General features: G+C 66.1%; 13 protein-coding genes. 8 read left to right on the top strand and 5 right to left on the bottom strand.

The genetic code is table 11. The features are described from left to right. Window positions 1-26 precede the first annotated feature (26 nt). Window positions 27-1,643: a M23 family peptidase gene (locus ACQR03_RS05460; RefSeq protein ID WP_434841032.1), complete on the top strand. Its 1,617-nt coding sequence runs from the start codon at window positions 27-29 to the stop codon at window positions 1,641-1,643. A 61-nt stretch (window positions 1,644-1,704) separates the two neighbouring features. Then, window positions 1,705-1,968: a hypothetical protein gene (locus tag ACQR03_RS05455; RefSeq protein WP_315712100.1), complete on the top strand. Its 264-nt coding sequence runs from the start codon at window positions 1,705-1,707 to the stop codon at window positions 1,966-1,968. A gap of 86 nt (window positions 1,969-2,054) precedes the next feature. Here the strand turns inward: ACQR03_RS05455 and ACQR03_RS05450 are convergent, their stop codons facing one another. Continuing rightward, on the bottom strand, window positions 2,055-2,237 hold the full coding sequence (locus tag ACQR03_RS05450) for a hypothetical protein (protein ID WP_315712101.1): 183 nt from the start codon (window positions 2,235-2,237) through the stop codon (window positions 2,055-2,057). Window positions 2,238-2,296: 59 nt separating this feature from the next. Continuing rightward, window positions 2,297-2,767, bottom strand: coding sequence for a carboxymuconolactone decarboxylase family protein (locus tag ACQR03_RS05445; RefSeq protein ID WP_315826897.1), 471 nt, complete (start codon window positions 2,765-2,767; stop codon window positions 2,297-2,299). A 54-nt stretch (window positions 2,768-2,821) separates the two neighbouring features. Here ACQR03_RS05445 and ACQR03_RS05440 point away from each other — a divergent pair, with 54 nt between their 5' ends. From ACQR03_RS05440 to ACQR03_RS05425, 4 genes are all read left to right on the top strand, one after another. Further along, complete coding sequence (locus tag ACQR03_RS05440) at window positions 2,822-3,376, top strand: MarR family winged helix-turn-helix transcriptional regulator (RefSeq protein WP_434841031.1); 555 nt, start codon at window positions 2,822-2,824, stop codon at window positions 3,374-3,376. Window positions 3,377-3,436: 60 nt separating this feature from the next. Beyond that, window positions 3,437-4,657, top strand: coding sequence for a lytic murein transglycosylase (locus ACQR03_RS05435; RefSeq protein WP_434841030.1), 1,221 nt, complete (start codon window positions 3,437-3,439; stop codon window positions 4,655-4,657). A gap of 91 nt (window positions 4,658-4,748) precedes the next feature. Further along, window positions 4,749-5,519 carry a DUF6968 family protein gene (locus ACQR03_RS05430; RefSeq protein WP_434841029.1) on the top strand — a complete coding sequence of 257 codons (771 nt, stop codon included), beginning with the start codon at window positions 4,749-4,751 and terminating at the stop codon, window positions 5,517-5,519. 317 nt (window positions 5,520-5,836) lie between these two features. Continuing rightward, a complete protein-coding gene (locus tag ACQR03_RS05425) occupies window positions 5,837-6,415 on the top strand; it encodes a hypothetical protein (RefSeq protein ID WP_315751653.1) in 579 nt (192 codons plus the stop codon). A gap of 54 nt (window positions 6,416-6,469) precedes the next feature. On the opposite strand, the gene ACQR03_RS05420 is transcribed toward ACQR03_RS05425, so the two are convergent. Next, window positions 6,470-7,267: an NYN domain-containing protein gene (locus ACQR03_RS05420; protein WP_315751654.1), complete on the bottom strand. Its 798-nt coding sequence runs from the start codon at window positions 7,265-7,267 to the stop codon at window positions 6,470-6,472. A gap of 280 nt (window positions 7,268-7,547) precedes the next feature. On the opposite strand from ACQR03_RS05420, the gene ACQR03_RS05415 reads away from it, so the two are divergent. Continuing rightward, window positions 7,548-7,949 carry a hypothetical protein gene (locus tag ACQR03_RS05415; protein ID WP_315751655.1) on the top strand — a complete coding sequence of 134 codons (402 nt, stop codon included), beginning with the start codon at window positions 7,548-7,550 and terminating at the stop codon, window positions 7,947-7,949. Between the two features lie 153 nt (window positions 7,950-8,102). Here ACQR03_RS05415 and ACQR03_RS05410 read toward each other — a convergent pair whose 3' ends face one another. Next, a complete protein-coding gene (locus ACQR03_RS05410; RefSeq protein ID WP_434841028.1) occupies window positions 8,103-9,110 on the bottom strand; it encodes a serine hydrolase domain-containing protein in 1,008 nt (335 codons plus the stop codon). A gap of 883 nt (window positions 9,111-9,993) precedes the next feature. Continuing rightward, on the bottom strand, window positions 9,994-11,835 hold the full coding sequence (gene recJ / locus ACQR03_RS05405; RefSeq protein WP_434841027.1) for a single-stranded-DNA-specific exonuclease RecJ: 1,842 nt from the start codon (window positions 11,833-11,835) through the stop codon (window positions 9,994-9,996). A 308-nt stretch (window positions 11,836-12,143) separates the two neighbouring features. Here recJ and ACQR03_RS05400 point away from each other — a divergent pair, with 308 nt between their 5' ends. Continuing rightward, window positions 12,144-13,232 (top strand): methyl-accepting chemotaxis protein, encoded by a 1,089-nt coding sequence (locus ACQR03_RS05400; RefSeq protein WP_434841026.1) that lies wholly within the window; start codon window positions 12,144-12,146, stop codon window positions 13,230-13,232. Window positions 13,233-13,239: the final 7 nt, after the last annotated feature.

The raw sequence follows: 13,239 nt of genomic DNA, 5'->3' as shown, positions 1-13,239 counted from the left end.
ATCTGACGCCGGGGGGCGCGGGGGATTTGGGGGCACGGGTCATCACACTCATCGCCGCCCTGGCGGCGATTATCACGCTGGCCGCGCCGTCCACGACACGCGCGGCCGATGACTTTGCTCCGCCCGCCCTCACCATCAACCGCGCCGACTGGCGCGCGGCGCTGGAGCAGCTCCGCTCCGAACTCAACGCGGCGCCCGAGGTCGCTGCCGACTTCGCTCTGTCCGCGCACCGGAGCAGCGTTTCGGCCGGCGATGCGCGGCGCAGGCCCGCGCTGGTCCAGCTCAACGGCGTGACCTCGACCATCTTCACGGGGATCGGACGCAGTCCGGTCCCCGTTTTGCTGCCGTTCGACGCCGCGTCCTATCTCGCTGCGCGCCGCAGCGCCGCCATCGCGGCGCGCGATCTGCCGCGCTATCAGGCCGACTTCCAGACCGACCTGTTCGATGCCGGCCCGTCCGGCTACGACGCCGTGTTCTCGCTGCCGCCGGAGACGGCCTCCGGCCTGCCGCCGCGCGTCTTCGCCAAGCCGGTCGAGATCCAGATCACCGGCTCGCTCCTCACCTACGATGTCGCCGATCCCGCCGGCGGCAAGGGCGAAGGCGTCAAGGCGCTGTCAGCGCAATATCCCGATCTGCGCCGCTTCATCCGCGAGGGCTATGTCCGCTACGCCTTCACGCGCTTCGGCGTGCCCTACGTGGTCTCGATCCAGTGCCTGGACAGCGCGCCGCGGCCGCGCCGGCTCGCCTGCCGCGAGGCCTATCCCATCGCCGAACGCTTTCTCAAGGCGCTGCGCATCGCCGGCGGACAGCCGTCGCGAATCCCGCCGGAGATCGCGCCGCTCGCCGCCGAGCGCCCGCTCGCGCTGGATGCCGATTTCACCTATCGGCCTGTTGGCGACATCGTCGCCAACAGCGGCGGACGCGGCCGGAGCGGGCGGGCCGACCGCACCGTCTATTCGCAGATCCGCTATCCGCTGGATGCGCCGGCCTATGTGCATTCGCAGTCGTTCGGCCGCCGGCGCGCGAGCGACAAATTCGACCAGCCATGGAGCCAGTATCCCTGGCGCGACAATTTCTGCGAGGCGCGCAGCTTCAACGTCGGCCAGTGCGCCAGCGGCTTCGGCCATCAGGGCCAGGATCTCAGGCCGGGCGCCTGCCCGGTGCGCCGCGACGGCGCCGACGGCTGCAACCCGTGGCGGCAGCGCGTGCTCGCCGTGCGCGACGGCGTCGTGATCCGCTCGACCCGGCAGCAGGCGGTGACGGTGCAGGTCAACAGCGGCACCGAGCACATCCGCTTCCGCTACATGCACATGAACCCCGCGGCGATGGATGCCGACGGCCTGCTCAACGGCCGCAGCCTTCGCGAGGGCGAGCCGATCGGCGTGGTCTCGAACTATCTCGACCATCCCAACGGCACCACGCGCCATTTGCATTTCGACATCCAGTTGTTCACGCGCGACGGCTGGATCTGGGTCAATCCCTACGTGACGCTGATCACAGCCTATGAGCGCCTGATCGGCGGCCGCGGCCGCGAGGTCGGGCTGGAGGAGATCGCCGCGTCGCCGCCGTCGACGACCGGCGCACTCGGATCGTCACCGCTCGGACCAGCGGCCGACGCCGCCGCAGGGCGCGACCGGAACTGATCGCCGGCGGGCCCGGAACCGAGACCCACCGCTCCGGGTTGTCTGGTCAGGAGGATCGCAGATGATGACAGCCAACCCGCATCGCAGAGCCGGACCCGCGCTCGTTTCAACCGCGATTGCGCTGCTCTGCGTGGGCGCGCTGACGATGCTGGTGCGCGACCGCTGGCATCCGCCGGAAATCAAGTCCGCCGAGGCGGCACGGCATTCGATGACCGGCCAGGTCGCCCGCGCCGCCGGCGCGCGCGTGATGCCGACCGACCCCAGCCTCGCGGTCGAGCCGAAGCCGGAAGGTCCCCAGCGGGCGCAGCCGGCGAATCCGTTTTGAGCGCAGCCCCCTTGCTGATCAGTTCGAGCTGACTGCAAGCGGCATGTGTCTCTTGCAACTCAAGGAGACGGCCAAGGAGCAAGAAGTCACGCCGACCACTTGTCCTCTTCGCGGCGGTGCTCCTCGGCGTTGAGACGATCCGCAATCTCTTGCGCCATCGCCTCGTTCTTCGTCGTTGCGATCGGCTTGCCGTCCTGGCGCTGCACGCGCTCCTTGTCGGCTTCCAGCGGAAAATCCTCCGGCTTGAGCGGTTCGTCCGTCCCGGTCATGCGCGCCTCCTCTGCCTCCCGCGTATAACCCGCCGGGCCGTGCTGCGGTTCCGGACAACTCACGAAGCCGCCCGCACCGGCCGCTCCGCCGGCGTCCAGCGGAAGGCGACGCCATAGCGATTCCAGAGATTGATCACGCCGATCGCCGACGTCAGGAACACCAGCTCCGTTTCCGAGAATTCGGCCCGGGCCTGAGCATAGACCTCGTCGCTGACGCCGCCCTGCAGCGTGGTCAGCGCCTCGGTGAACGCCAGCGCCGCGCGCTCGCGGGCCGAGAATTGCGGCGCCTCGCGCCACACCACGACGAGATTGATCTTGTCGGCGGACACGCCGAGCTTCTCGGCCAGCAGCACATGATGCTGCACACAGAATGCGCAGCCGTTGATCTGCGACGCCCTGATCTTGACGAGTTCGAGCAACTGCTTGTCGAGGCCGGCCTTCGCCGCCTGCTGACTCACCGCAAGGATGGCATCGTAAAGCTCCGGCGCCTGGCTCCGGAACGCGGTGTACTCGCTGCGCGCATGTGACATGTGCCTGTCTCTCATGTTATCAGATGTCTGACAACTTATCAGGGCTCTAATGATATGCGCAAGGCACCGGAATTGACGACCTCGCGAGCGTCGCGAAAGGCTGGCCCCGCGCGTCGGCCCAGGAGTCAAACCCAGACTCGACCCAGGACGGCGGCCCGCCCGCCATCGCCCGGCGAGGGCAAGCGCGGCGAGGATGGCTACCTTGCCTATCTGCTGCGCCAGGCGCAGGCCGCGGCGCGGCTGTCGCTCGACCGCGCGCTCATCGCGACCGGGCTGACGCATCCGCAATTCGTGGTGCTGACGATGCTGAAGGCCTATCCCGGGCTGTCCGGCGCCGACCTCGCCCGCGTCGCGCTGCTGACGCCGCAGACCGTCAACGTGATCATCGGCAATCTCGAACGCGACGGCGCCATCGAGCGCACGCCGCATCCCGTCCATGGTCGGATGCTGCGATGGAGCCTGACGCGCCGCGGGCTGGCGCTGTTGGCCAAGGCGCGCCGGCAGGCCACCATCATCGAGCGCAGGCTTGCCCGCGGCTTGAAACGGAGCGAGCTCGCGACCATCCGCCGCTGGCTGGCGCACGTCGCCGCCGACCTCCACGGCGCCTAGCGGGTTCCCGCCGCTCCCAAGGCTTTGCCGCGCCCCGCCCTGACCGGGTAGACTGGCGCCATGACCCAGCCCGATTCCATGACCCGCCGCGCCTTGCTCCGCTCCGGCTTTGGCGCTGCCGCGCTGCTCGTCCCCGCGCTGCCGGTAGCGGCTGCCCCAGCCGAATTCGAGACCTGGCGCGACGGCTTTCGCGCCCGCGCGCTTGCCAAGGGCATCTCGCACGCCACCTGGACCCGCGTCATGGCACGGCTCGAGCCCGACATGACCGTGTTCAAGGAGATGCGCAACCAGCCGGAGTTCAAGGAGCAGCTCTGGCAATACATCAACCGTCGCGTCTCCGACTGGCGCGTCATCAACGGCAAGATCGCGCTGCAGAAGAACGAGGCGCTGTTCGCCCGCATCGAGAAGGACTTTGGCGTCGAGCGCGGTACGCTTCTCGCGCTGTGGGGCGTCGAGTCCGCGTTCGGCGATCCCCTGGTGCAGCAGAACCACATGCGCCCGGTGTTTCCGGCGCTCGCCGCGCTCGCCTGGAACGAGCCGCGGCGCAAGGCCTATTGGGAGACCGAGCTCACCAATGCGCTGAAGATCGTCGACCGCGGCTGGAGCACGCCGGAGGAGATGCGCGGCTCCTGGGCCGGCGCCATGGGTCACACGCAATGGATGCCCGAGGTCTGGCTCAATGTCGGCTTCGACTATGACGGCGACGGCAAGATCAACCCGTTCGGCCGGCCCGACGACGCGCTCGGCTCGACCGCGCGCTATCTCGTCAACCGCGGCAAATATCACCGCGGCGAGCACTGGGGCTACGAGGTGCGCGCGCCCGGCAACATGTCTGGCAGTCGCAGCTATGCGGCGTGGCAGGCGGCCGGCGTCACCCGCGCCGACGGCCAGCCGTTCCCGCAGCCCAGTGCGTCAGCGCAGCTCTGGATCCCGGTCGCAGGCGGCCCCGCCTTCCTGCTCGGCCCGAACTTCTACTCGGTGAAGTCCTACAATCCGGCCATGAGCTACGCGCTCGCGATCTGCCATCTCGGCGACCGCATCCTGGGGGCACCGCCGTTCCTGCAGCCCTTCCCCGGCTCCGAGCGCGCGCTGACCTTGGCCGAGGTGCAGGAGATGCAGAAGCGCCTGACCGCAGCCGGCTTCGACACCGGCGGCACCGACGGCCGCGTCGGCAACGACACCATGAAAGCGATCCGCGACTTCCAGGCCAAGGCCGGCCTCCAGCCGGCCGACGGCTATGGCGGGCTCAAGGTGCTGGCGAAGCTGCGGCAAGGCGGCTGACGGCCGTCCGCGCGGGTCGGATCGCGCATACGTGCTTACCGCTCGCCGCACGAATTCATCGGGATCAGGAACCTATCGACCGGAGTGAGCAATGACGATGATCGTGGCCGAGCGCACCTACCGGAATGTGGCGACAGGCAACGATGTCGCCGCGCGGGTGTTCCCGCCCGAACGGGTCGACGACTTCGAGTGGCGCTGCAGGATTGCCATCGAGGGGTTGGAGAGCCCCGTCGACAAGTGGATCAGCGGTGTCGACTCGTTTCAGTCGCTGTGTCTGGGGCTGAAACTCCTCTGCAGGCTGCTTACGGAGGACGAGGGGAGCCTCGCCTTCCTCAATGGAGACCCCGGTGACGTCGATGTCCCGCTGATCGCAGACTGCTGCTTTCCGCAAACGCGGACCGAGGCTTTGCGCTTCATCACCGAGCGCGACCGCGAGCTGCTCGACGCCCTGCCTGGTCCGATCCCGTCGGTGCCGCCGGAAAATGTACCCGAGACGAAATTGACCGAGGTCGTCGCCGAGCGTGTGCTGCGCGATGTGACGACGGACACCGCCGTCGTCGCCAGACTGTCCGCGCCCAGACGGGCCGGACCGAGATCCTGGTACTGTGACATTGAAATTCGCGGCTTGGGCAACCCGTTCGAAATGGCCATCTCCGGCGTGGATTCGTTCCAGGCCTTGTATCTGGGCCTTTACCGGACCTGCGTCCATCTGGAGAAGCACGAGCATCACCTGGCCGATGCCGTGGACGGCGCACCGGCGGGAGACGCCAATCTTCCCTTCATCTCGTTCTGTCCGCCCGAGGCGAAGCAAGAGGTCCATCGCTACATGCACGACAAGCTCACGACGGAGGCCCGGCCGTAGCGACGGCGCGGAGTACGACGACCACTGGTCGTTGTTCGCGATGACGGAGGGCTGAGGGCCTCCTCGATTGCGGCCACGGTCACACCTTGGCCGCCCACACGCCGGCTTGACTTCGGTGCCCTAGCTCTGGGCGGCGAATACGAATTGCGGGGATTGTTTGTAGGTTCCCTGAACTACACCATGGGAACTCAAACTTCATAGGACAGTCGTATTGTCCAACTGGACACAATTTACCCATTCTTTTGATCTGATTTCGAGCATCTGACGGCATGTTTATCAGTATGCGTGTGTACATCAACTAACAACGGAGCGACGCCATGCGTGTCGCGTTGATCCTCATCGTCATGGCAACCATGACGTCTCCATCGCAAGCGTCTCCTTCGTGTATGAACAAGAGCGAGGCGCGTCATCACTTCGGTTCGGTGCATATTTACTGGCATGGCTCAAACCACTGTTGGGACGCCACACCAATGACGAGGCGCCGCCACATAGCGAGAGTTGAACGCCAAACTGCCGAGCGCAAGCTGCAGAAGGAGCAGCCGCCGCATTGGCGCGACGCGCGATCGGAAATGTTGGCCGCCGCCCGGCCGTTTGAGCCGAGCACTGAATCAGACGACCCGCCCGAGACGACGATGACCAGATCCAACTGGTCAGCGCGGTGGATCGATGTCGCGCAAGTTGGTCCAGTGTCTCTACCCCAGAGCCTCCCCGCCTCCATACCCGCAGCGTCAAATTCCAAACATCAGGCCGAATCCGGCGCGGAGTCTTATGGCGTCGCCCTGATCGTTGTAGGCTCAATGTTGCTGCTTATCGTTGTCGTCGGATTCATGTTCCGACCTGGCGATACGCGCATAGGAGTGATGTTCGCGGCCGTGCACCGCCGAATGTACTCTTGAGTTCGTGGCCGCTCGCAAGTTCTCTCCGACCACGACACGCTGCCACCGACTGGATCACGATTTGGCCGTCGCCTCGCGGTGGCCGGACCTCGACGCCCGCGCCTTGGGCTGCGACGCGCTCGCCGCCTTCACGCGGATGCGCACCGAGCCGCCGCCCTTGGACTGTTCCTCGATCTCGAAGCCGCCCGTCTTGCGCACGAGGTCGCTGAGCTTGCGGCAGCCATAGGTGCGTGGATCGAAGTCGGAGACCAGGTTGGAGAGCTGCTTGCCGACCTCGCCGAGCGCGACCCAGCCGTCCTCGCTCTCCATCTGCGTGATGACCTTCTTGATCATCGGCGTCGCCGCGCTGATCGGCAGCAGCGACTTCGGCGCCGCAGCGCTGTCCGCGTCCTTGCTGCTCGCCGCGTCGCTGCGCAAATTCTCCGTGTAGATGAACCTGCGGCAGGCCTGCCGAAAGCTCTCCGGCGTCTTCTGCTCGCCGAAGCCGAACACGTCGATGCCCTGCTCGCGGATGCGCGCCGCCAGCCGGGTGAAGTCGCTGTCGGACGACACCAGGCAGAAGCCGTCGAAGCGTCCGCTATGCAACAGGTCCATCGCATCGATCACCAGCGTGATGTCGGAGGCGTTCTTGCCGGTCGTGTAGGCGAACTGCTGCTGCGGCACGATCGCGTGGCGCGCCAGCGTATCGGCCCACGGCCTCGAGCGCGGGCTGGAGAAGTCGCCATAGATCCGGCGCACGCTCGCCTCGCCGATCTTGGCGATCTCCTCGAACAGCCCGTCGACGATCTTGGCGGAGGCATTGTCGGCGTCGATCAGGACGGCCAGACGCGGCGAGCGGGGTTCGGACGGCATCAGATGGTCCTTGAGTAGGCCTTGGTCTCATTCCTTATACGCGGGCCGACGTCCATTCGAATGATTTTCTTGAGGCGAATGACGAGACTCGCGATGCGCGACAGGGCGCGGCCACGCGAGGCGCGGCGTGCAGAGGCCACAGAGATATGCGCTGCTGCGCCCCCCACCATTCGTATACGAACAAATTCCGGGTTCCCGGCCTGTTCTGGCGATCGTTTTCACCTTCCCTTAATTTGGGTCGCACAACGATGCGCCCACCCAACGATGGGATCTGCGGCAGATGATCAAGGAAGGCACTTATTCGGCCTGGTTCAGGACCCCCAAAGGCCAGGGAACCGGGATCGTCGAGCTGGTGGGCGGCAAGGTGTGCGGCGGCGACACCGTGCTGAGCTATGCCGGAAGCTACGAGGCCCATGGCGATCGTTTCACCGCCATCATCAAGACGAAGCGCCATGCCCCGGGACAGCCGTCGTTGTTCGGCCCGGACGAGCTGACGCTCAGCCTCGAAGGATGCTGCAGAGGCACGCCCGTCACGTGCACCGGTTATGCCGCGGAAGCACCCGACGTGCCGTTCGAGGCGTTGCTGCTGTTCTCGGCGTCCGACGACGCCCCATCTCCCCCCGCGCCCCGGCCGACGGCAAAATTCAGTCCCGATCATCTGCCGAAGCCGTCCTGGCGCTAGCATCCGACGCGATTGACGTCATCCTTTCCCCTGGGAACCGAACGCCTACGCGGTCGCCAGCGGCAGCTTGCGTTCGGCCACGATCCGCACCGGCGGAAACACGACGCAATCAATCGCATCGGAGGTTGATCGCCAGGGCCATCGACGTCCTGCTCAAGGAACCGACGCGCTGATCTTGCCCACGAGATCGAGGAAGCGCTGCGTTCGGACGCCTGTCCGATTCACGGCCAGATCGACCAACTCGACGACCACCAGGTGCTTCGAGGGAACGACCACGATCTGCTGTCCGCCGTAGCCGGAGGCAAAATAGCCGCTGATGCCGGATCGGACGCTGCTGAAGGTCCACCAGAGATAGCCGTAACCCCGTCCGGGCTGCTCGGTGTCCGAGAGACGGCTGGTCGATTCCGTCACCCATGTCGGCGGGATCAGTTGAGCCCCATTCCAGCGTCCGCCGTTCAGGAACAGCAGGCCAAACCTCGCCAGGTCTCGCGCGCTCATCCGAAACACATAGGCCGGATGCGACGAGGAGGCTTCCTTCACGTACACGCCGTCTGCGGCGGAGAAATCCTCCATCCCGATCGGCCGGCCGATCCGTCTGTCGAAGCTTGCGAACACGTCGTCGACGGACTGCCGATAGATCGTGCCGAGCGCGTTGAAATCCCAGTTGTTGTAGTACCAGAAACTGCCCGGCGGATGGCTCTCGCGCGCCGGCCGCCTCTGCTTCATCTGCCCCGTCTCATAGGACGCGAGATGATAGACCCCGGAGCGCGCCATCAGTAGCTGACGCACCGTCGCGGTCTGCTCGGCCGGCGAAAGCCCCGGCGGAACGTCGTCGATCTCGAGCGCGGCAAGCGTGCTGTCGAGGTTGATCCGGCCGGCTTCGACGGCGATGCCATACAACGCGCTGAGCAGACTCTTGCGCACGGACCGGACATTGACCTTCGCACCGAGATCGCCGAACGAGGCAACAATGTCGTCGTCCCTCACGACCATGATCGCTGTCGGCTTCTGTTCGACCGCAAACTCCTGCACCTCGCGTGCGATCGGTGCAGACCAGGGCGTCGCGTCCGGGCTTGCCGTCCGCCAATGCAGTCCCGGCTCGGCCTGAGCCCAGGACCAACCCATCGCAAGGATTGCCAGCACGGCAAGCGGACGTCGCATTGGCACGTTCATTCCCGTCTCGACAAAACCGATGTCGAGAATGCTAGAGCAAGACCGACGGACGGTACAGAGGTCACCGGCCATCGATGTCTCTGTCTGCATGGCCGCGGATCTCCACTGCTCGATGACGCAACATGCCCCGTTGCAATTTTTTTATTTTCACCCGCAGCATCAGCCAGATGGCCGCCGCAGCCAGCCCCGCCCTCAAACTTTCCGCTTGCTTTTGTTCCGAAAATCGGAAATAACATCCGCATCCCGTCCTCATGAGAGGGACGTTTCGCGATCGTCATGAACGTGGAGGGCGGGATGCGGTGGCCGCGATCGTGTTGCAGCGTGCTCGATGTACGCGGACGAACGGCAGGTTGCGGACGTGAAATCGCGTGGTCCTGGCGCCCCGATGCTGGCGCCAAGCTCTTGGGAGATGATGATCCCGGGGGCGACGGTGGCTAACAAGCCGGACACCGGGGAGATCGCGTATAAGCGTTAAGACCTCCGCGCAGGGAATGCCGGTTGAAACGGCTTTGCCTGTGGTAACTGCCGCCTGCTTTTTGTTTGCAGGCGGGCCATGGGTGAGGCCTTCACCCGGCATTCCCTGCGCCCTCTCTTCTCTGATGAGGGTATCGATCCAGCATCACTCGGGCGCAGATGCGCGGCGGGATTACAAAGACTTGCCCTGCAATGAGACACGCGACGGCCACCCCGCACTCCGCTGTCGTCCCGGCCTCCGCGCCGGGACCCATACCCACCGGGAGCAGTTTGAAGCACGATCGGAGTGGGCATCTCGTCCTCACAACATCTGCTGCAGCGTATGGGTCCCGGATCGGCGCTTCGCCGACGCGAGCGTCGTCGAAGCTTGTCCGGGACGACAGCGGTGTTGGGGCTGCTACCTGATCATCGCCGGCCCATGGTCCGGCACGGCGACATCGAGCACGCGCAGTTGCACGCGCTCGACACCCTGGTAGCGGTCGACGGTGAGGGTGCCGGCGACGTGCAGGATCTGGCCGCGATGCTGAACCAGGGCGTTGCCGAGCTTCTGGCCCACGCTGCGGAATGCGATCGCATTCACGGCGGCGCCGTCGCCGGATTTGAAGCGCAGCTTGAGATGCGCCTGCCCGACCTCGTCGGCGTAAACCAGCTGATGCGACGGCAGCGCCACGATGGGCTCGGGATTGCCGCTGCCGAAGGGACCGGCGCGATTGAGCGTCGCGACCAGCTCGGGTGTCGCGGCGCGCGCGCTGATGGCGCCGTCGATCAGGATCTCGTTGACGTGACGTGCGTCGGCGACGTCGGCGGCGAGCGCGCTTTCGAGAAAGGCGCGAAACTCGGCCAACCGCTCCTTGCGCAAGGTGACGCCGGCGGCCATCGCGTGCCCGCCGCCCTTCATAAGGATGCCCTGCTCCACGGCGTGGCGGACGGCCTTGCCAAGATCGACGCCCGGAATCGAGCGGCCCGACCCGGTGCCGATGCCGCCCGGCTCGAGCGCGATCGCAAACGCCGGCCGGGCAAACTTTTCCTTGAGCCTGGATGCGACCAGCCCGACCACGCCGGGATGCCAGCCTTCGGATGCGGTCACGATGACGGCGCCCTTGTCCTCCAGCCCGAGCGAGGCCAGCGCCTCCGCTTCGGCCTGCGCTTCGGCCTGCTGCTCGATGATCCGGCGCTCGCTGTTGAGCCGATCGAGCTCGGCGGCGATGCGCGCGGCTTCGGAGATATCGCTTTCCAGGAGCAGGCGCACGCCGAGATCGGCGCGGCCGATGCGCCCGCCGGCATTGATGCGCGGTCCCAGCATGAAGCCGAGATGCCAGGCTTCGGGCGGACCGTTGAGCCGGGCGACATCCATCAGCGCGGTGTGCCCGACATGGTCGCGCCGGCGCATCGCGATCAGGCCCTTGGCGACGAAGGCGCGGTTGAGCGCGATCAGCGGCGCGACGTCGGCGACGGTGCCGAGCGCGACGTGATGCAGCATGCTGAGCAGATCCGGCTCCGGGCGCGTGCTGCTCCAGAAGCCGCGGCCGCGCAGCTCGCGATTGACCGCAACCAGCGTGACCAGCGTCAGCCCGACCGCGGCGAGATAGCCGAGGCCGGAAAGATCATCCGGCCGGTTCGGATTGACCAGCGCCTCGACCTCCGGCAGCTCCTCGCCGCATTGATGGTGATCGATCACCACCACGGACATGCCGAGCCGCCGCGCCTCCGCCAGCGGCTCGAGGCTGGTGGTGCCGCAGTCGACCGTCACGAGCAGCGTCGCGCCCTTGCTGGCGAGCGCCCGGATGGCGTCGACGTTCGGGCCGTAGCCTTCGAAGATGCGGTCGGGAATGTGGATCAGCGGATCGAGCCCGCAATGGCGCAGATGCCAGGCGAGCAGCGCCGCCGAGGTCGCGCCGTCGACATCGTAGTCGCCGAAGATCGCGACCTTCTCGCCCTTGACCGCGGCGTCGGCAATGCGCTGCGCCGCCGCCTCCATCTGCGTCACCGTGAACGGATCCGGCATCAGCTTGCGGATGGTCGGATCGAGGAAGTCGTTGACCGCGTCGATCTCGACGTCACGCCCGGCGAGCACGCGCGCCAGCATCTCGGGCAACTGATAGCGCTGCACCATCGCAAGCGCGCGCGCCGCGCCGCGCGCATCCAGCCGGTCGCGCCACAATTTGTTGGTCAGCGACAGCCGCACGCCCAGGAACGCCTGCGGGGCGCTCAGGGGCAGTGCAAGGGCGGATGGTGCCATGATGCGCGGGGCCTCGCTTGCAGCGCAGCGATTCGAAATGGACGCAGTCGAATCTACAGCAACTGGCCTGCCTCAGCAGGTTCCATCCATGAAACCCACCAGAATCGTCCCAGAACTTGGCGGAACTCACAGGAAATCAGGGAAATGCCGCCATATACGGCTGGTTGCCTAAAATTAGAGCTGCGTTCGATGGAGTGCATTAAACAGCCATTAGGCGAACTCCGTAACATTTCAATCAATTATTACGTCCGATTTGTCCGCCCTCTTCGTGCCGACCAGGAGGCGCGGCAACATGGAGTTCATTGCCGATGCTGACCGCGCCCGAGTTGAAGACGCAGCCCTCCGCCGCTCCGGCACAAACGACTCCCAAGGATGACGAGACCGACGTCTCGGCGCTGATCGCGCGGCTCACCGGCGAGGTCAATCAGATCGCCTGCGAGAAGACCAAATCGATCCAGCAGATCACCAACCAGATGAAGATGCTGGCGCTGAACGCGCTGATCGAGAGCTCGCGGGTCGGCGCGCAAGGCGCAGGCTTCGCCGTGGTGGCCCAGGAGGTGCGCGCCGTCGGCCAACTCGTCGAGACCATCGCGCGCGAGCTGGAGGGCCAGCTCACGACGCGCACCGGCAATCTGAAGAGCTCGATCGAGCGCATGACCGAACGCGCCCGCGGCGAGCGCATGGTCGATCTGGCGCTGAACGCGATCGAACTGATCGACCGCAATCTGTATGAGCGGACCTGCGACGTCCGCTGGTGGGCGACCGACTCCGCCGTGGTCGATTGCGCCGCCGCGCCCGATGCCGCCCGCGTCACGCACGTCTCCGAACGGCTCGCGGTGATTCTCTCCGCCTACACCGTCTATCTCGATCTGTGGCTGTGCGATCCGAGCGGCAAGGTGATCGCCAACGGCCGCGCCGACCGCTTCAACGTCGTCGGCCAGAGCGTCGCCGACACCAAATGGTTTCGCGAGGCGCGGGGCTTGCGCTCGGGCGACGACTACGTCGCCGGCGACGTCGAGTGCCAGCCGCTGCTCGGCAACGCCCAGGTCGCGACCTATTGCGCCTCGGTGCGCGAGGACGGCAAGGCCCATGGCAAGCCGCTTGGCGTGCTCGCGATCCATTTCGATTGGGAAGCGCAGGCGCGCGCCATCGTTCAGGGCGTGCGCGTCAGCGAAAGCGACAAGCCCCGCGTGCTGCTGGTGGATTCCAATCTGCGCGTGATCGCATCCTCGGACGGTCAGGGCATTCTCAGCGAGCGCGTTTCGCTGAAGCTCGATGGCAAACGCAGCGGCTTCTATCAGGACATCTCCGGGCGCATGGTCGCGTTCCACGCGACGCCCGGTTACGAGACCTACAAGGGGCTCGGCTGGTATGGCGTGATCGTGTCGGGTGCGTGAGGCAGGA

Origin of the sequence: Bradyrhizobium sp. HKCCYLS3070 (assembly GCF_051167575.1) — a bacterium.
Lineage (GTDB): Bacteria > Pseudomonadota > Alphaproteobacteria > Rhizobiales > Xanthobacteraceae > Bradyrhizobium.
Note: the sequence above shows the minus strand (reverse complement) of the source record. Positions and strands in the feature narration are given on the sequence as shown.